Raw genomic sequence first — 19,434 nt, 5'->3', positions numbered from 1 at the left:
TCTATTTTATCGTCTCACACTTTATAGCCCGAATTGTTTAAATGTAGGAATTACTTGCGTTGTTTGCAGTAATTTGAGAAACTAGAGTAATGAATAGGCATAAAAAAACAAAACTAACTATTTTGTTGGCATTGATAATTTTTCACGTGAGCTTTATGCGGGCATTTACCTTGATAAATCTCAATATAGCTCAGCATTATTTTTACAAAATGATGTGCTAGCTCAATGTCCTTATACCGTTGAATGTATTCATTCCGATAATGGGCGTGAATATCAAGGTACAAATGAATACCTATTTGTTAAAATAGGTAATAATCATCTGATAAATCAGAAAGTTACTAAACCAGCCTGCCCGCAAACAAATGGGAAAGCGGAAAAAGTCATACGTACTTTAATGGAGATGTGGCATGATATGCAAATATTCGAAGATTCAAAAGATAGGCAACAAAAACTTAAGCGATTTCGGGGAAAACACCTTATGAGTTTTTAGAGGATTATTTTAATCATGAAGTGTAAACAACTTGATGTTTTCCTACAGTTTAGATATTTAATTAGCTTTCCACCTTATAACAAAATATAAAAATATTTTGAAAGATCTTAACTAATTATATAATAGGTAGTAACAATTATTTTATTATTAATTTGTATATAATAATAAAATAATTGCGTTAGTTTCATGGAAAGAAAACTTTACATAAAATTTAGGGTAAATATGTAAAAGATAATTTTAAACACAGAACAAATAATAAGTAGAAAATAGCATGAAAAAAAGAATAACTAAAAGTGACTTTAATAAAATTATATTTGGACTGATTTCTTTCTTTTTTAGCGCAGAAATTTGTGCCAAACTATCGACCCAAACGGCTAAAAGTATTGAAGGGACTTCACCATCATTATCGCCACAATTAGAAAAAAGCATAGAAGATTTGGATCTATTTGGGTTATCTGTTGGCAATAAAAATTACTATGGAAGCGAGGTAACACAACTTCCAATATCATCAGCTTATCCATTAAAAAATCAAATTAAAATAGCTCCAATAAAACAACCTGATACACAACAATATGTTGATGTTGATGGTGACGAATTAGGAGATCTTACAACACAATCTCCTCCACAAATGATATGGTATTATACTAATACTAAGAACCAAATGGTAGAATTTACCCTTGCAGAATCTGATACACTCTGCTCATTAGCAAAAGGGGGAAAATTTGGTCCGTATAAAATAAAAATATTAGGGGATTTAATATTAACGTCAAAATATGGAAAACCATCAACTAAGCAATATCCCAATAATAAAGTGACCAGACAGCCATCTAAAACCTATACGATAAGTCCCGATGCTGGGTTCTGTTACGCAAAACCAGAGCTGCAACCTGATGATGCAAAAGGAAGTGCTGCTAATCAATGGGATGAAAAGAATGGTTTCTTAGTTCAATCTAATATTGATTCAACCAAAAACTTCCCGACAACCGCTTTTTATGGTGCAAAATTTGATCTTCTATTAGCAAAAAATGGACTTGCCCAAAATTACATTTGGAAGATAGTAAAAGGAGATAAACTTGTGACTATTTCTAGTAATGCTGATACAGTGACAGTCATGTTCAACACCGAAGAAGCGAAGAACACTAAAATGGCTTGGGATCATATTATGAAACCTGATAATGGGTATACAGTTATCATTCAAGGAAAAAATAAAATTACTGGTAAGACTATTGAGTACCCATTTACTATTACCAAATGGTTCAGTGGCTGGGATAAAGAACTAATTGGCCAACCGAAAGCCAATAGAGGAAGTGCAGAAGATATAGTTTTAGGGTGCAAAAATTTAGGCGGTAATTATCGCATAAGCCATGCAAACGAAGTAAGCAATGCACCAAAAGGTAAAAATGCAAAATTCACCCGAGAAATAGGCACATTATTAGGTGAATGGGGTGATCCAAACCAAAATGCTTATCCTAACTCTTGGGCGGCAGCACCAAACCAAGGTAATTCTTATAAGCGCCTTTGGCTATATGATGAGCATGAAAAAGAATATTGTGATTTACACACTTACAATGCTGTATATCACTGCCGAGGAGAAAGTGAATCTAAAAATGGTATCTGTACTGCTATTAAATAAAAACTTTAATTCAACCCTCTAAAGGATTTAATTAATAACATTCAATATCTGGTATTTTGATTCAATATTTACCTGTTCATTTCTTATATTAGCTTGTATTTAAAACACAAGCTACAACACAACTAATTGTGCTGTGGCTTATGTTTTTATACACAATTTCACTCATTTCTAATAACAAAATTTTTATTATTAATTGAATAATAATCTACTATCTACTAATAGAAATGAATGAACGATTATTGCAAATCGCATTGATCTGTAACCATCCCATAAAATAGTACAGCAAAAAGTAGTAAATTCTCTATGATAAAAATTAAAGAGGATTTAACTATGAAAAAATGACTGAAAATCAAATCTTACTTATTTTAAAAGAAGCAGAGGCAGGTATTCCTGTTAAGGAGCTTTGTCGTAAATAAGGTATGGGTAATTCAACTTTTTATCGATGGAAGAAAATAGGGTGGTTGGAAACTTCAAACGTCTAAAAGAGCTAGAAGCTGAAAATCGTAAGCTCAAACAGATGTTTGCTGAGCTGAGTTTAAAATCACAGCCTCAAAAATAAATCATAAAAAAGCGCTAGCGCTAACTAAGGTATTGGGTAGCATATTATAAAATAGCTTAGGTGCTACCCGAAGTTTAAATTTGCGTGCTACTTTACTTCGTAATCCTAATTTTTGTAATATTCGACTGGCGGTTCTTTTTGATACATCGTAGCCTTTGCCTCTGATATCATGTACTAAACTTGGTGCACCTAAGCGGGCTTTATGTTGCCAATAAAGCGCTTTGATATTATCAAACATCCCCCGTTGATTTAGTCTCACGTTTTAGCCAAGCATAGTAACCTGATACATTCACTGTCAACTGACAACAGACCGGCGGTATCAGATACGATGACAAATGTTGTTTCATATATTGGTACTTCACTGACTTGGATTGTTGATGATCAGTATGGGGTATTTACATATTAGCTATCGAAAAATAAAAGATATCAGCAATAAATAAAATTACTATAAATAGATGTATACTATTAATGGCGCCTAAATTGATCGTATCAAACGATTTGTTTATATAAAATAAAGCGCCTATGCTAAGCAATCCCCTATCCAAAATTTAAACCAAAAATCTTAATTAAAATTAAAGCCACAATGATTGTTTTAAATAGAGATAATGGAAAAAATAATAATGAATGTAGCTAAAAAACATATTAAAACAATTGTGTGTTCAATATACCTATTACAATTTACAACAATAAGTTATGCCATTTTATCTGCCCAAACAGTCAATATAATTGAAGGAAGCAAACCGAGATTAACTGACAGAATTGAGGCGCATATTGATGATTTTGACCTTTTTGGCTTAACTATTGATAGCAAGAATTATTATGGCAATGAAATAAGCCGTGCTACATTACCCATTAGCTATCCATTTAAAAACCGCATAAAGCTAGCCCCACTAAAACAGCCCAATAACGAGCAATATATAGATATTGATGGTGATGAACTAGATTATCTTGGCATAAAAGAAAAAGTAAAAATGATCTGGTATTACACAAATTCATCAAATCAATTAACTGAATTTACGCCAACAGACGAAGAGACATTTTGTTCATTAACGCAGAAAGGACAATTAGCGCCTTATAAAGTAAAAATATCCGCTGATTTAACATTATTTTCAAAGTATGGTGAACCTAAGGCTAATGAATATCCAAATGGCAATATACTCACTCACCCGTCAAAAATTTATACCATATTAGAAGACACAGGTATATGTTATGCAAAACCTGAGCTTGCCCCCACACAAGCAGCAGTTAGTGCAAGAAATGAATGGAATAAAAACTATGGCTTCTTAATTCAATCTAATATCGATGCAAGCAAAAACTTCCCGACAACCGCTTTTTATGGTGCAAAATTTGATCTCTTATTAGCAAAAAATGGGCTTGCTCAACATTACATTTGGAAGATCGTAAAAGGAGATAAACTTGTGACTATTTCTAGCAATGCTGATACTGTGACGGTCATATTTAACACTGTAGAAGTGATGAACACTAAAGTGGTCTGGGATCTTATTATGAACTCTGATAACGGATATACCGTTATCATTCAAGGAAAAAATAAAGTTACTGGTAAGACCATTGAGTACCCATTTACTATTACCAAATGGTTCAGTGGCTGGGATAAAAACCTAATTGGCCAACCAAGAGCCAATAGAGGAAGTGCAGAACAAATAGTTTCAGGATGCAAAGAATTAAACGGCAATTATCGCATAAGCTATGCAAATGAGGTAAGCAATGCTCCAAAAGGTAGATATGCAAGATTTACCCGAGAAATAGGCACATTATTAGGTGAATGGGGCGATCCAAACCAAAATGCTTATCCTAATTCTTGGGCAGCAGCGCCAAACCAAGGTAACATTTATAGGCGCATCTGGCTGTATGATACGAATGAAAAAGAATATTGTGATCTACATACTTACAATGCTATATATCACTGCCGAGGAGAAAGTGAATCTAAAAATGGTATCTGCACTGCCATTAAATAAATACCTTAATTCAATCATCTAAAAGGTTTAATTTATAACATTCAAGTATTCAGAAAATATTGAACATTCTCTATCAAAGCAGAAAAACAATTAGTTGAGTTTACACCAATATCGACCGATACATTCTGCTTACTATCACAAAAAGGTATGTACAGTCTTTATAAATATCAAGTTATCTGCCGATTTAGTTTTGTTTTCAAAATACGGACTTCCAAATAATAATAAATATCCCAACGAATCTATCATTACACAACCATGCAAAGAGGTATACCATCTTGAAAGACACTGCCTTTTGTTAAGCTAGCCTAGAATTAGCACCACTTGACGCAGTAAATAGTGAGGAAAACTAATGGGATAATAAATAGGTTTTTTTAATTCAATCGAACAAATACTCAACAAAAACTTCCAAGCCACAACTTTTTACAGTACTAAATTTGACTTACTTCTGGCTTAAAATGGGCTTGCTAAAAGCTATATTGCGTCAATAAAACGAGGTAACGATCTGGTTACAAGCGCTAATAACAACGATGTAGTAACAGTGTTATTCAATACCAAAAATGCACTTGACCCAAAAAAGCTTGGCAATATATTGTTGGCTCTAACAATGATTATTGTGATTGACATACCTATAATGTTAAGTACTATTGTAGAGGAGAGTCTGAAAACAAAAATGGATTATGTATAGCTATATAGTAACACCTTAATCGTTTTTCCTAGATTCAAGAACTACCTATTCATAGGAAATTCTTATCGTTGAGATATTTTCACTTTTTCCACTTATATCTATCTTTACTCTTTTTTTAACAAAAAGCTGAATTTACATTTTAAAACTAACACGCTTGATTTTAGTTAAAAAAATCCACGTTGCTGATTAATAAATACACTATATATAGTAATAAACTTATTAATAGGCACTATATATTGTATATTTTGATAATTATCAATTATTATACCTTACGATAAATTTTACAATTTAAGTGGATAGAAAGAATGAATAAATCAATACTAGTAACCAAACGAGATGGAAATAAAGAACCAATCAATCTCGACAAAATTCATCGAGTCATTGCGTGGGCAGCCGAAGGGCTAGAAAATGTTTCCGTTTCTCAAGTTGAATTACGTTCTCATATCCAATTTTATGATGGAATTAGAACATCAGACATTCATGAAACAATTATACGTGCAGCCGCTGACCTGATTTCACAACAATCCCCTGATTACCAGTATTTAGCAGCACGTTTAGCGATTTTTCATTTACGTAAAAAAGCTTATAACCAATTTACACCACCTGCACTTTACGAACACGTGAAAAAAATGGTTGGTAGTGAGCATTACGACAAGCATCTACTTGAAGATTATACGCAAGCGGAGTTTGAACAAATGGATAAGTTTGTTGACCACTGGCGTGATATGTCGTTTTCCTATGCAGCGGTTAAACAGCTTGAAGGTAAATATTTGGTTCAAAATCGCGTTACTGGAGAGATTTATGAAAGCGCGCAATTTTTATATATTTTAGTTGCGGCTTGTTTATTTGCCAATTATCCGAAAGAAACACGCCTTAACTATATTAAACGCTTTTATGATGCGGTATCTACCTTTAAAATTTCATTGCCAACACCAATTATGGCAGGGGTTCGTACACCTACTCGCCAATTTAGTTCTTGTGTATTAATTGAGTGTGATGATAGCTTAGATTCTATCAATGCAACGGCAAGTGCGATTGTTAAATATGTATCACAACGAGCTGGAATTGGCATAAATGCGGGGCGAATTCGTGCTTTAGGCAGTTCAATTCGTGGTGGTGAAGCTTTCCACACTGGTTGCATTCCATTTTATAAATATTTTCAAACTGCTGTTAAATCATGCTCACAAGGCGGGGTACGTGGTGGTGCAGCAACCATTTTTTACCCAATTTGGCATTTAGAAGTCGAAAGTTTACTGGTTTTACGTAATAATCGTGGTGTTGAAGAAAACCGTGTACGCCATTTAGATTATGGCGTACAAATCAACAAACTAATGTATCAACGCTTAATTAAAAATGAAAACATTACACTATTTAGTCCATCAGACGTACCAGGGCTTTATGATGCTTTCTTTGCCGATCAAGATAAATTTGAAACGCTGTATCACCAATATGAACAAGATGTAAATATTCGTAAACGCGTGGTTAAATCCGTTGAACTCTTTGCATTACTCATGCAAGAACGCGCATCAACAGGGCGAATTTATATTCAAAACGTTGATCATTGCAATACGCACAGCCCATTTAATGCTCAAGTAGCGCCAGTTCATCAGTCTAATTTATGTATGGAAATTGCGCTACCAACTAAACCGCTTAATAATGTCAATGATGAAAAAGGTGAAATTGCGCTTTGCACATTATCTGCCTTTAACCTTGGCAAAATTGAATCATTAGATGACTTTGAAGAACTTGCTGACTTAACAGTACGCGCACTTGATTCACTACTAGATTACCAAAATTATCCAGTTCCTGCTGCGCGAAACTCTTCAATCAACCGTCGGACATTAGGAATTGGTGTAATTAACTATGCTTATTATTTAGCAAAACATGGGGTTAAATATTCCGATGGCAGCGCTAACAATTTAACTCATCGCACTTTTGAAGCCATGCAGTATTATTTGTTAAAAGCATCAAATAACCTTGCTAAAGAAAAGGGGGCGTGCCCACTATTTAACGAAACAACTTATGCTCAAGGTATTTTACCAATCGATACTTACAAAAAAGATTTAGATACTATCACTAAAGAACCATTACACTATGATTGGGAATCACTACGAGAATCGATTAAAACTTATGGACTGCGTAATTCCACGTTATCAGCACTCATGCCATCTGAAACCTCGTCGCAAATTTCCAATGCAACAAATGGTATTGAACCACCACGTGGTTTTATAAGTGTGAAAGCCTCTAAAGATGGTATTTTAAAACAAGTGGTACCTGACTATAAAAATCTAAAAAACTTTTACGAACTACTTTGGCAACTCCCTAATAATACTGGATATTTACAATTAGTGGGGATCATGCAGAAATTTATAGATCAATCTATTTCGGCGAACACTAATTATGATCCAACCAAATTCCCGAATGATAAAGTTCCGATGAAACAGCTATTAGCTGATTTACTCACGGCTTACAAATATGGTGTAAAAACCCTTTATTATCATAATACACGTGATGGCGCTGAAGATATTCAAGGCGATATTGAATTTAAAGCAAGTGATGATGGTTGTGAAGGCGGAGCGTGCAAAATCTAATTGCCTCATTCAGCACTAAAATAAAAGTATAGGATAACTGAGCGGTTATCCTATACTATTCCTATTTTTCTTTTTGTTTAAAGAAAAATTACCCAATTTCGTTAGGAGTTCGATTATGAGTATGAATTACAGCACCTTCTCACACGTCCACAATGATCAACTAAAAGAGCCAATGTTTCTTGGACAACCGGTAAATGTTGCTCGTTATGATCAACAAAAATACGAAATGTTTGAAAAATTAATTGAAAAACAACTGTCCTTTTTTTGGCGCCCTGAAGAAGTTGATATCTCTCAAGACCGAATTGATTATGCTGCATTACCAGAGCATGAAAAGCATATTTTTATTAGTAACTTAAAATATCAAACGTTGCTTGATTCCATTCAAGGACGTAGCCCCAATGTTGCATTATTACCACTTATTTCAATTCCAGAGCTTGAAACATGGGTTGAAACGTGGTCATTTTCAGAAACGATACATTCTCGATCATACACACATATTATTCGTAATATTGTTAACGATCCTTCTGTTGTTTTTGATGATATTGTCACGAATAAAGAAATTCAAAAACGTGCTGGTGATATTGCAGGTTATTATGACGATCTTATCAGCTATGCCAGCTATTACAATCTACTTGGCGAAGGTAAACACAATGTTAATGATAAAACCATCACCATTAGCTTACGAGAACTCAAAAAGAAATTATATCTTTGTTTAATGAGTGTAAATGCGCTTGAAGCCATCCGCTTTTATGTCAGTTTTGCTTGCTCATTTGCTTTTGCTGAACGTGAGCTAATGGAAGGCAACGCAAAAATTATCAAACTTATAGCACGTGACGAAGCCCTACATCTAACCGGCACACAATTTATGATCAACACATTGCGCAGTGGTGAAGATGATCCTGACATGGCCGAAATTGCCAAAGAGTGCGAACAAGATTGTTATAACCTATTTTTACAAGCAGCTAACCAAGAAAAAGAATGGGCCGAATACCTGTTTGAGGGTGGTTCAATGATCGGTTTAAATAAAGATATCTTATGCCAATATGTCGAATATATCACAAATATTCGCATGCAAGCAGTGGGGCTAAAACTACCATTTGATACTAAATCAAACCCAATTCCATGGATCAATAACTGGCTCGTATCTGATAATGTCCAAGTAGCTCCACAAGAAGCGGAAATGAGTTCTTATTTAGTTGGACAAATTGATTCTGAAATTAATGAAGATGATTTAAGTGATTTCAAATTATAATTTTTATACTAAATGGTATAGCTCCTAAAAGTTTTTTACAAAAGGAACAAATTATTGTTCCTTTTTTATAAATAATATCGGTCGCTAAAGATTTGATTACTTCCAACTGTCACTTGACAGACATTTAAAATCAGGTAACGATATAGCTATTGAATTGTCTGGATATTAATTATATAGCTATGACTAAAACACATTTGTGTTACCCTATCTCTCCTCTTAATTTTAGCGATGACCAAATAAATATCAGCTATCTAAAGCAGCAACTTGAAGCTTTTCAACAATGGTCTATGATTCAATTTGAGCAACAAGTTGATATTGATATATTAGTCTATTTACGTAGTCAATTTATTGATCGTTTGCTTGAGCGCCTATGGTGTTTTTATCAAATTCCTAAACATGTATCTTCTTTTTTTAAACGTAATCGTATTGCTTTAATCGCTGTTGGCGGTTATGGTCGTGCTGAATTACATCCTTTATCGGATATTGATATTTTGATTTTAAGTGATTATCCGTTGGTAAAAGAGATTGAAAAACAGATTAGTGATTTAGTTCGTTTGTTATGGGATTTACATTTAGATATAGGGCATAGTGTTAGGACATTAAGAATTTGTTTACAAGAAGCAAAAAACGACATTACCATAATGACCAATTTGATTGAATCAAGGCTTATTTCGGGCAATCAATTATTGTTAGATGAGCTACATAAACAAATTTTTAGCGATAAAATTTGGCCTTCTCGAGCTTTTTATAAGGCAAAAATCCAAGAACAACATGAACGACACAAGCAGTATCACAGCACCTCTTATAATCTTGAGCCTGATTTAAAAAATAGCCCCGGCGGTTTGCGAGATATGCAAACTATTCAATGGATAGCAATTCGTCATTTTGGTGGTGAATTTTTACAAAAAATGGCTGATTTCAAATATTTAACTCATGAAGATATTGCAGACTTTAAAACTTGTCGTAAGTTTTTATGGCGAATACGTTTTGCGCTTCATTGCGTAATTTCACGTTATGATAATCGTCTGTTATTTGATCGCCAGCTTAGTATTGCCAACATGCTAGGTTACAAAGGGGAGGGCAATACGTCAGTAGAAAAAATGATGCATGACTATTACCGAGTTGCACACAATATTACAGAACTTAATCAGATGTTATTACAACTGTTTTATGAATCTATACTTGAGCATCCCCAAAAAAGTAAACCTTATAATATTGATGAGCATTTCCAAATTAGAGAAAACCTAATTGATATAAAAAATGATAATCTCTTTAAAACAGATCCTGTTATGATTATGCAGCTTTTTTATACGATATTGCTTAATCCACAAATTACGGGGCTTTATTCAAATACCATTAGGCAGTTACGTTCGGCAAGAAGAAAATTAAGTACTTTGCTATGCGAAGATCCCAAATCTCGACAGATATTTATGATGATTATCAAACATCCCGATGCAATAAAAAAAGCTATTTTACCCATGCATCAATATGGTATATTGGCCGCCTATATTCCAGATTGGAAGCACATTGCTGGAATGATGCAGTTTGATCTTTTTCATACTTATACGGTTGATGAGCATACGATTCGGTTACTAATTGAATTGGATAACTTAAAAACAGATAGTGGTAAGCGAAAGCACCCTAATAGTTCAACCGTGTTTACTAAATTATCTAAACCAGAACTACTGATTATTAGTGGTTTATTTCATGATATCGGTAAAGGGCGACATGGAGATCACTCTGAAATAGGTGCACAGCTTGTTGAAAAATTTTGCCAGTTGCACGAACTCGAAACCAAAGACATTGATTTAATTTGCTGGTTAGTCCGCTATCACCTACTGATGTCTGTTACCGCTCAAAGCCAAGATTTACAAGATCCAGCAGTAATTCGAGGATTTATTCAACAAGTAAAAAGCAAACGTCGCTTACAGTATTTGCTTTGTTTAACAGTAGCAGATGTTTGTGCAACCAATGAAACACTTTGGAATAGCTGGAAGCAAAGCCTAATACGCCAACTTTATTTTACTACCATGCATTCCTTTGACTCGGGTATTCATCAAATTCCGGAACAACGCAGTATTGCACGCCAACATAAACAAGAAGCACTCGCAATATTACTTGCAGAAAATTATGATCAACAGCAAATCAACGATTTTTGGCTGGACTATCGGGTAGATTATTTTTTACGTTATACAACAGAACAAATTGTACGGCATGCTCAACATCTATTACATCATGATTTATCTCAAACACTAGTGTTAATTAACCTAAATTCACATCATGGTGGTAGTGAGGTTTTTATTTATTCACCCGATAGACCTTATCTATTTGCCACTGTCTGTAATACCTTAAGTATGCATAATTTAACAATTCATGATGCACTTATTATTACAAATAAAAAAGGATTCGCCCTTGATACGTTTATTGTATTAGAACCTAATGGCCAAACCATACAAAAAGATCGTCATCAAGGGATTATAAACGCACTAAAAAAAGCACTACAACAACCAGTTTATCAAGCGGCGAGAATAAAACCCCCAAAGAAAAGATTACAATCTTTTTCTGTACCTACACAAGTTAATTTCTTATCTGCTTTTAATGAAAGACAAACTTATATGGAACTTATTGCCTTAGATATGCCAGGATTACTTGCTTGCGTTGGTGAAATATTTGCTAATTTAGATTTATCATTAAGGAGTGCAAAAATTGCCACTATTGGTGAGCATATTGAAGATTTGTTTATCTTAACAGATAAACATAACAATGCGCTTGATGATAATACCTGTAACCAATTACGAGAATCAATAATAACCACTATTGATTCAATGAATTAATCAGCTTAAAGATATCGCTTATGCAATTTTTTATTATTTTATTTCCTATTTTTTGTATTTTTATAGTTGGGTTCATCGCTCAAAAAGCACTAAAACTTGATGTAGCCAACCTTTCAAAAATGTCACTTTATGTGCTTTCCCCCTTTTTGGCATTTAAAACGTTTTATACCCATACGTTAACTACCGATTATCTATTCTATATTGGTTATATTTTTGGCTTGTGTTTTTTATTAGTCATTATCATCTCAATTTGGTCGCTGTTCATGAAATATTCAGTTAAAGAGCGTTGCGCTATGATTTTAAGTGCATGCTTTATGAATAATGGCAACTACGGTACACCGGTACTTTTGGTTTTTTTTGGTTCGGTGGGATTTGATCTTGGTGTAATTATGATGGTGTTACAACAATTTGTAATGAGCACAGTCGGTATTTATTACGCTGCAAAGGGCAGTGCTCATAATGATATTGTTAGTCAAAAAGATGTTATTAATAAAGTTATTCGCATGCCAGTTGCTTATGGGGCATTGTTAGGTATTATTTTTCAGTTGTGCCATATTCCTTTATCTAAATCAATAATGACATCCATTGCTATGATTGGTGATTCTTCAATTGTTGTGATTATGATTATTTTGGGAATGCAACTAGCCAAAATAAAGATCAAACAACTTGATTACCCAAAATTGTTGTTTTCATTGCTAACCCGCATGGTTATTTCACCTTTGGTTGCATGTGGTATAGTTTATTTTATGCCTATTTTACCAATTTATAAGCAAGTATTAATTGTATTAGCTGCAATGCCAAGTGCTGCCAATACCACATTAATGTCTGTACAATTTGATACTCGCCCAGAACTGGTATCAAGCGCAACCTTAGTTAGCACATTATTAAGCTTAATCACTTTACCTATTGTACTAACACTGGTTGGCGCGCCAATACCTTTTTAAGCGCCGTTACCAATCTTTACCAAGCAAACTTAGTAAATCCAGCCTTTAAATAGTTTAAAAAAGCCTAAACGCGGTTTTAGACTAGTTAAAAGCATTATCAACAACCTACTTATTGTTTAATCAATAGAATAGCGGGCAATTATTCCTTACCCGTCCATTCTTTTTCGAATTGTTCGACAAACTGAACTAAAAATTGATGCCTTGGCTCAGCTAATTTTTTAGCTGTTTGGGTATTCATCATATCTTTAAGCAACAAAAGTTTTTCATAAAAGTGATTAATAACTGTATTAGGTCTTTTATAATTATCTTCATCCAACGTTATTCGGGGGGAAATATTTGGATCGTACATAATATTATGCTTATTACCACCATAATAAAAAGTGCGTCCAATGCCAATTGCTCCCAATGCGTCTAAGCGATCGGCATCTTGTACAATTTGCCCTTCTAATGATAATTCTTTTTTTTGATTAAGATTTTTTCGATATGACATATTTTCAATAATGTCAAAGATCATTTTAATTTCGTTATCGGTTAACGCCTGTAATATTAAATAATCACGCAACTCAATTACAGCTTGATTTACATCAGCAACGACTTTTTCATCAATCACGTCATGTAAATAAGCACTCACAATCACAATAAACGCATTCGCTTTTGGTTCATGCTGTAAAATCTGCTCGGCCAATCTCACTACTCTCTCAATATGCGCCATATCATGCCCCGAAAAGTCATTAGCTAATTTTTGTTTAACAAAAGCTTGTATGGCTTGAATAACACTCTGCTTATGCTTATTTGTTTTATTATTCATAATATTATAGCGAAATTTTAATTTACACATACCGTGCCATAACTCGTGTAACCCCAAATACTAACCATTCCCTTATTAGAGTGTACTTGAAGATTTATAAGGGGTTCGTAGGGAGGTTTATATGTGTTTTTCGTCCAATAAGTCCGACGATCTGCGAAATTACTACCAGGGTAGCCATAGTTAATATTAACAGAGTCATAAGTTTCTCCCCATTCTGAAAATAGCCCTCCACCAATACGGCGTTGGTAGTTATTACCTTGACCTGCTAAACCTTGATTCCAATATTGAGAATTAGCATTAGTCAGTTGATTAACTGTAGGTATTTGATAGCCTAACTGATTACAATATTGTTCAGCCTGAGCATAACTATGACTACTATCATTCTTTCTTGCGATAAACCATTTTTTAATGGTAAAACTATATATTTTATTCGTTTTGGCTTTATCGGAATATAAGATAAAAGTTGTCGGTACTGCGGTTGCTGCTTCGGCAGCACTAGCCCCCTCCTTGGGGCCAACTAACCGAATCTTGGCAATGTTGCCATTGCCCGTTATATTTAAATCAATGCCCGATGTAGCAGGTGACTTGTCAAACGTCATCTCACTACCTAAGCTATCAACCATATCCATGGTAAAAAATAGTCCATATGCCCCCATGGTTGGAAAGTTTGATGCCGGATTATTTAAGTCTTGACGTTTAAAACCTTTTGCATCGTCCCACTCGCTTGGTGGTCCTGAATAATTCGCCCCATCCCAATTACCTTTGCGGCTATCGCTTAAATATAAGTTAGGCTTGGCAGAATAAGTACAAGCACCTTTAGGTGGGTTTAGATAATATATAACATTATTACTGTACACCATCGGAGTTGAATTAGGGTAGCCATAAGCTGTTGATAAGGTAAAACTATCATGAAACATTTGGATACTATATGGCGCATAGCAATCCTGAAAGGTATCATCTAATCCCATTTCAGTACCATTGGCATCTCGACCTGTAATGGTTAAATTCCTCGTTGCGGTAATATCACCATCGCCATCTTTATCCGCCCAAAAACCGTTATTATTCAGCAAATCGGTCATTGAAATAGCGTTTTGACCTAGCGGAATAAGTGTTTTAATATCGCGAAGTTTAATATTATCACTTAATAGTGATATCGGGTCAGCTTTAGATGAAGCATGATTTTTCTTTGTCAGCACACGCCCATCGGGCAATTCAATATCTAAAAATTTATCCGTATCCCAAGTTTTGGTTTGACCGCCATCAAAGGTTAAATAAGGCGCTGAGCCCTGAATGATGTTTGCCGTTGTCACAGGCTCAACTTGGGGCAAATCAGCCAACAAAGGAATGCTAACCCCCATTAAACAACAAAAAGGCAAAATTAATTTAAAGGTGATTAGGTTATTTGTGAGTTTTAAATACAAATCACAAAGCAAGCACGGTTTATCCTCATAAAAAAACGGAAAACGACAGGTTAACTGTCTAACAGGTTTTATTTTATTCTTTTTTATTAGCGTCAGTTGCTTTTTTGATTTCATGTTACTATTCCTTTAAATCCACATAAATACAAAACACTAGTGCAATTATTTTTGTAAAAGGGTACCTCGCTATTGCTAGTTTATTTAATTATTCATCGCTACATATCACTAATTGACACATACCGTATGGCTATTGCCTATCCAAATGCCAACATTCCCCGTATTGGAGTATACTTGAAGATTTCTAAAAGGGTCGAAAGAAGTTTTATATGTATTTTGAGTCCAATAAGTATAATTGCTAACCATATTACTATCAGGATAGCGGTAATTATTTACTTCACCCCACTCAGCTAAAAGCCCACCACCAATTCGATGTTGATAATTATTTCCCTGACCTGCTAAACCTTGATTCCAATATTGAGAATTAGCATTAGTAAGTTGATTAACTGTAGGTATTTGATAGCCCAAATGATTACAGTATTGTTCAGCCTGAACATACTGACTTACAGAATCTTTCCTTGCGATAAACCATTTTTGAATAGTAAAGCTATATACTTTATTGGTTTTGGCGCTATCAGAATATAATATAAAGGTAGTGGGTACGGCTGTTGCTGCCTCGGTTGCGTTAGCACCATCTTGAGGACCGACTAATCGAACCTTAGCAATACTGCCATTGCCGGTTATATTTAAATCAATACCAGAAGTAGACGGCGACTTATCAAACGCCATTTCACTACCTAAGCTATCAACCATATCCATTTCAAAAAATAATCCATTCATTCCGGTTGTAGGGAAGTTTGATGCAGGGTTATTCAGATCTTGACGTTTAAAGCCTTTGGCATCATCCCATTGGCTTGGTGGCCCTGAATAATTCGACCCACCCCAATTACCTTTATGACTATTACTCAGATAAAGGTTAGGTTTTACAGAATAAGTACAAGCACCTTTAGGCGGATTTAGATAATAAGTGGCGCGATTAGCCCCTATCCGAGTCGACTTTGGTTCGCCATAAGCCGTTGATAAGATACTATAATCACTTTGCATTGTTATACTATAGGGCGCATAGCAATCCTGAAAGGTATCATCTAATCCCATTTCAGTACCATTGGCATCTCGACCTGTAATGGTTAAATTCCCCGTTGCGGTAATATCACCATCGCCATCTTTATCCGCCCAAAAACCATTATTATTCAGCAAATCGGTCATTGAAATAGCGTTTTGACCCGATGGAATAAGCGTTTTAATATCACTAAGTTTTATACCATCACGTGGCAATGATATCGGATTAGCTATAGATGAGGGATTGTTTTTTGGGGTTAGCACTTTACCATCAGGTAGCTCGATATTTAAAAATCTATCCGTATCCCACGATTGAGTTTGTCCACCATCAAATGTTAAATAAGGCGCTGAGCCCTGAATGATGTTTGCCGTTGTCACAGGCTCAACTTGGAGCAAATCAGCCAACAAAGGAATGCTAACCCCCGTTAAACAACAAAAAGGCAAAATTAATTTAAAGATGATTAGGTTATTTGTGAGTTTTAAATACAAATTATTACACCAATATATGCTAACCTCATAAAAATGGGAAAGATACCTTGATGCCCATTGTTTAAATAACGAATTTTTGTTTTTTTTTATTACATTTTTTCTTATTTTTTATTGTGATATTATCCTGTTCCATATTCTTATTATGTAATTCATCGTTAGATTAAAAGAGTTGTTTATTACCACAAATGGTTAATTATTTATCTACTTAGTGTAGCATATAACTTTATTTTTAGCACAATATTTCAACATATTGTATTGCTACAAAATATGAAAACAAATAACGAATTACTTCAAAAATGTATGTAATAACGTGATAATAGAAAGTACAAACTGTTTTTATCGCAATATAATCTTTTTTATACAAAGCAAATGCGCCCTTTTAATAAGAAAAAATTTAATAATTAATGTTTTTTATATATTTTTTTGTTTTCCGTGGATTGTTTTCAATAGATTGGAAAGGTAAAATCCGCAAATTTCAGGCATTATTAAAGCAAATTTTGGCGTTTACGTGATGAAAGTATTTGCGCGCAAAGTTTTGCCATGGCAGTTCATTGAACTTTTTACTCGCTACCGCTAATATTTCGCTTTATTGTTAGGGTTATCTATCTTTTTTATTGCATTGATTGTTTGTTGGCATTTATTAAAAGTCATTAATCTAAACAATCTAAAGCAAGCTTTTTATAATCTTTCCATTAATGTCATTTAATTTGCTTGTTTATCCGCTCTGGGTAGTTATTTAATGTTGATCTTTTATGAATGGTTAGCTACTCGTTATGCAGGGGGCAAATTGAAACCCTCAATTTTGATTCTTGGTTCAGCGATTGATAATGCGATAGGCTTGTCTGTGTTATCTGGAGGTGCAGTGCGTTGCCACCTTTATCTTAAGCAAGGTTTAAACACCGCCGATATAGCCTAGAATGTCGCTTTTTGTAACATTATCGTTAGGTTGTTCATTACTATTATTTGCAACAATTGCGACATTAATTTATACACAACACACAATGCTAGTGTTTCATATGTCAAAAAATAGTGTATGGTTGACGGCGGGGACTGTATTTTGTCATTACGCTTTACTGCTTGCTTTTTTGTATTACCATTAATTACCCAAAGTTAGACTAAAAATCACAACATATTATCAAAAAAAGGAGTTTATGTTCCTTTCTCATATTTAACCAAATGATTAAGCAAATTATTTTCTGCTTATTCTAGCTTTACTTTCAGATAATAACACACCACAAAGTGTAAATAATGTTCCAATGGCGGCAACCCAAGTAAAAGGCTCGTTTAAAATAACAACTGCAGTAATAATAGTAAGAATTGGCACTAAGTATAAGTAAATACTAATTTTAACCGCACCCACTAATTTAACGGCATAATTCCAGGATGCAAAACAAATAGCCGAAGCACCAATGCCTAAAAATAAAATATTAACTGGCTTGGTAAACCGTGATAAACCCCATTCAAAATCAAAGCTAGATAAAAAGGGAAGCATCAATATCAAACCGTAAAAAAAGAATCGCCTTGTTAATAAAATTATATTGTAACCATAGTTACTACTTTTTTTTGTTAAAATTGAATAGCAGGCCCAAAATAGGCAGGCCAACATAGCCAGCAAATCGCCAATTGGATTTAACGACAGCACAAATTTACCATTAAAGCTAATTAATCCAACACCAATAATTGCAAATAAACAACCGACATAAAAACGTTTAGGTGGCACTTCGGCTCTTAAAAAGAATATAGATAATACCGCTGTGAATATTGGTGCTAAAGTAGTAATGATCCCAACGTTAGAAGCTGTTGTGTAAGTTAAGGCTATATTTTCACATAAAAAATAACAAGTTACGCCACATAATCCAGCTAATAAAAACACTATTTCTTGCCGAATCCCCTGCCAAGAAAAAAAATGTGGTGATAGTATCCAAAGGGATAAATAACCAAGCCCGAATCGAAAAAACAGTATTTCCACAGGTTTGAAATCAAGTAATAAAACTTTAGTCGCAATAAATGTTGTTCCCCAAAGAAACACGGTCATTAATGCAATTAAGTGCCATGATGCTTTGTTTGAAAATAACATAATAATCCTCTTTGTTCACATTAATAAATATTGTTATCAAAGTAAAGTATATCGTATTGCACGGTATTTATTACTAAAATTAGTAGCCAATATTAAATTAAAAAAGATTAAGAAAGGATTTGATTAAAAAATATAACTCTATTTTTATTTTAAAATAGGTATCATTTTTGTATTTAGTTTGTTTTTAGGCAAAAAAAATCCACTCGAAAAATCGAGTGGAGGGCAAAAAATGAAAAACGTAATCTGTTAATATAGACAACTAAAAAAGTAAAAAGTTCAAATTAATTTCATATATTTTTTAATATTTAACAAAATAACAAATAACTGTTTGTTATTTAATAATAATTATTTTTAGAAATAAAATAATTATTCACAATATTCCCCATTTATTTTATTAAGCTGTTACATAATTGATTGGTTGATATTCTTACTTTTAACGTTCATAAAATTTATTCTTATACTAAAACATCTATTTCCCTGAAGATTTTTTATAAAAGAATGCTACAAATGCTTAATATAATTATAGAAATAACGATATACAGCAACGCAAAATTAACCTAAA

The 19,434-nt window shown here is 33.8% G+C and carries 13 protein-coding genes and 1 pseudogene; 9 read left to right on the top strand and 5 right to left on the bottom strand.

What is annotated here, in order from left to right; all coding sequences use genetic code 11:
* Window positions 1-214 precede the first annotated feature (214 nt).
* The 3 genes and pseudogenes from A9G42_RS04900 to A9G42_RS14695 all read left to right on the top strand — a co-directional run.
* A complete protein-coding gene (locus tag A9G42_RS04900) occupies window positions 215-490 on the top strand; it encodes an integrase core domain-containing protein (RefSeq protein ID WP_065652798.1) in 276 nt (91 codons plus the stop codon).
* Between the two features lie 271 nt (window positions 491-761).
* On the top strand, window positions 762-2,123 hold the full coding sequence (locus A9G42_RS04895; RefSeq protein ID WP_065652797.1) for a hypothetical protein: 1,362 nt from the start codon (window positions 762-764) through the stop codon (window positions 2,121-2,123).
* A 338-nt stretch (window positions 2,124-2,461) separates the two neighbouring features.
* A pseudogene (locus A9G42_RS14695) lies at window positions 2,462-2,661 on the top strand (transposase); the annotation flags it as partial.
* A 22-nt stretch (window positions 2,662-2,683) separates the two neighbouring features.
* On the opposite strand, the gene A9G42_RS04885 reads toward A9G42_RS14695, so the two are convergent.
* Window positions 2,684-2,941: an IS3 family transposase gene (locus A9G42_RS04885; RefSeq protein WP_143426104.1), complete on the bottom strand. Its 258-nt coding sequence runs from the start codon at window positions 2,939-2,941 to the stop codon at window positions 2,684-2,686.
* Between the two features lie 361 nt (window positions 2,942-3,302).
* Between A9G42_RS04885 and A9G42_RS04880 the strand changes: the two genes are divergently transcribed.
* The 5 genes from A9G42_RS04880 (at window position 3,303) to A9G42_RS04860 (ending at window position 12,964) form a co-directional block, all read left to right on the top strand.
* Window positions 3,303-4,658 carry a hypothetical protein gene (locus A9G42_RS04880; protein WP_065652795.1) on the top strand — a complete coding sequence of 452 codons (1,356 nt, stop codon included), beginning with the start codon at window positions 3,303-3,305 and terminating at the stop codon, window positions 4,656-4,658.
* A 990-nt stretch (window positions 4,659-5,648) separates the two neighbouring features.
* Window positions 5,649-7,934 carry a class 1a ribonucleoside-diphosphate reductase subunit alpha gene (gene nrdA / locus A9G42_RS04875; RefSeq protein ID WP_065567543.1) on the top strand — a complete coding sequence of 762 codons (2,286 nt, stop codon included), beginning with the start codon at window positions 5,649-5,651 and terminating at the stop codon, window positions 7,932-7,934.
* Window positions 7,935-8,055: 121 nt separating this feature from the next.
* Entirely contained in the window at window positions 8,056-9,186 is a 1,131-nt protein-coding gene (gene nrdB / locus A9G42_RS04870) for a class Ia ribonucleoside-diphosphate reductase subunit beta (protein ID WP_065567545.1), read from the top strand.
* Between the two features lie 179 nt (window positions 9,187-9,365).
* Window positions 9,366-12,020, top strand: a complete 2,655-nt coding sequence (gene glnD, locus A9G42_RS04865) for a bifunctional uridylyltransferase/uridylyl-removing protein GlnD (RefSeq protein ID WP_065652794.1) — start codon at window positions 9,366-9,368, stop codon at window positions 12,018-12,020.
* Between the two features lie 20 nt (window positions 12,021-12,040).
* Complete coding sequence (locus A9G42_RS04860; protein WP_065566946.1) at window positions 12,041-12,964, top strand: AEC family transporter; 924 nt, start codon at window positions 12,041-12,043, stop codon at window positions 12,962-12,964.
* Window positions 12,965-13,103: 139 nt separating this feature from the next.
* Here the strand turns inward: A9G42_RS04860 and A9G42_RS04855 are convergent, their stop codons facing one another.
* From A9G42_RS04855 to A9G42_RS04845, 3 genes are all read right to left on the bottom strand, one after another.
* Complete coding sequence (locus A9G42_RS04855; protein ID WP_065581705.1) at window positions 13,104-13,772, bottom strand: HD domain-containing protein; 669 nt, start codon at window positions 13,770-13,772, stop codon at window positions 13,104-13,106.
* 17 nt (window positions 13,773-13,789) lie between these two features.
* On the bottom strand, window positions 13,790-15,307 hold the full coding sequence (locus A9G42_RS04850) for a hypothetical protein (protein WP_065652793.1): 1,518 nt from the start codon (window positions 15,305-15,307) through the stop codon (window positions 13,790-13,792).
* Between the two features lie 108 nt (window positions 15,308-15,415).
* Entirely contained in the window at window positions 15,416-16,711 is a 1,296-nt protein-coding gene (locus A9G42_RS04845) for a hypothetical protein (RefSeq protein ID WP_143426102.1), read from the bottom strand.
* Between the two features lie 823 nt (window positions 16,712-17,534).
* Here A9G42_RS04845 and A9G42_RS13835 point away from each other — a divergent pair.
* Entirely contained in the window at window positions 17,535-17,711 is a 177-nt protein-coding gene (locus A9G42_RS13835; protein ID WP_176700698.1) for a hypothetical protein, read from the top strand.
* A gap of 273 nt (window positions 17,712-17,984) precedes the next feature.
* Here A9G42_RS13835 and A9G42_RS04835 read toward each other — a convergent pair whose 3' ends face one another.
* Window positions 17,985-18,872: a DMT family transporter gene (locus tag A9G42_RS04835; RefSeq protein ID WP_065652791.1), complete on the bottom strand. Its 888-nt coding sequence runs from the start codon at window positions 18,870-18,872 to the stop codon at window positions 17,985-17,987.
* Window positions 18,873-19,434 lie beyond the last annotated feature (562 nt).

The organism is Gilliamella sp. Nev6-6 (assembly GCF_001690605.1).
GTDB classification, from domain to species: domain Bacteria; phylum Pseudomonadota; class Gammaproteobacteria; order Enterobacterales; family Orbaceae; genus Gilliamella; species Gilliamella apicola_C.
This window is presented reverse-complemented; position numbering and strand designations above follow the sequence as displayed.

Coding starts and splice junctions, on each gene's coding strand:
- A9G42_RS04895 (WP_065652797.1), top strand. CDS start 762: ATGAAAAAAAGAATAACTAAAAGTGACTTTAATAAAATTATATTTGGA.
- A9G42_RS04880 (WP_065652795.1), top strand. CDS start 3,303: ATGAATGTAGCTAAAAAACATATTAAAACAATTGTGTGTTCAATATAC.
- nrdA (WP_065567543.1), top strand. CDS start 5,649: ATGAATAAATCAATACTAGTAACCAAACGAGATGGAAATAAAGAACCA.
- nrdB (WP_065567545.1), top strand. CDS start 8,056: ATGAATTACAGCACCTTCTCACACGTCCACAATGATCAACTAAAAGAG.
- glnD (WP_065652794.1), top strand. CDS start 9,366: ATGACTAAAACACATTTGTGTTACCCTATCTCTCCTCTTAATTTTAGC.
- A9G42_RS04860 (WP_065566946.1), top strand. CDS start 12,041: ATGCAATTTTTTATTATTTTATTTCCTATTTTTTGTATTTTTATAGTT.
- A9G42_RS04855 (WP_065581705.1), bottom strand. CDS start 13,772: ATGAATAATAAAACAAATAAGCATAAGCAGAGTGTTATTCAAGCCATA.
- A9G42_RS04850 (WP_065652793.1), bottom strand. CDS start 15,307: ATGAAATCAAAAAAGCAACTGACGCTAATAAAAAAGAATAAAATAAAA.
- A9G42_RS13835 (WP_176700698.1), top strand. CDS start 17,535: ATGTTGATCTTTTATGAATGGTTAGCTACTCGTTATGCAGGGGGCAAA.
- A9G42_RS04835 (WP_065652791.1), bottom strand. CDS start 18,872: ATGTTATTTTCAAACAAAGCATCATGGCACTTAATTGCATTAATGACC.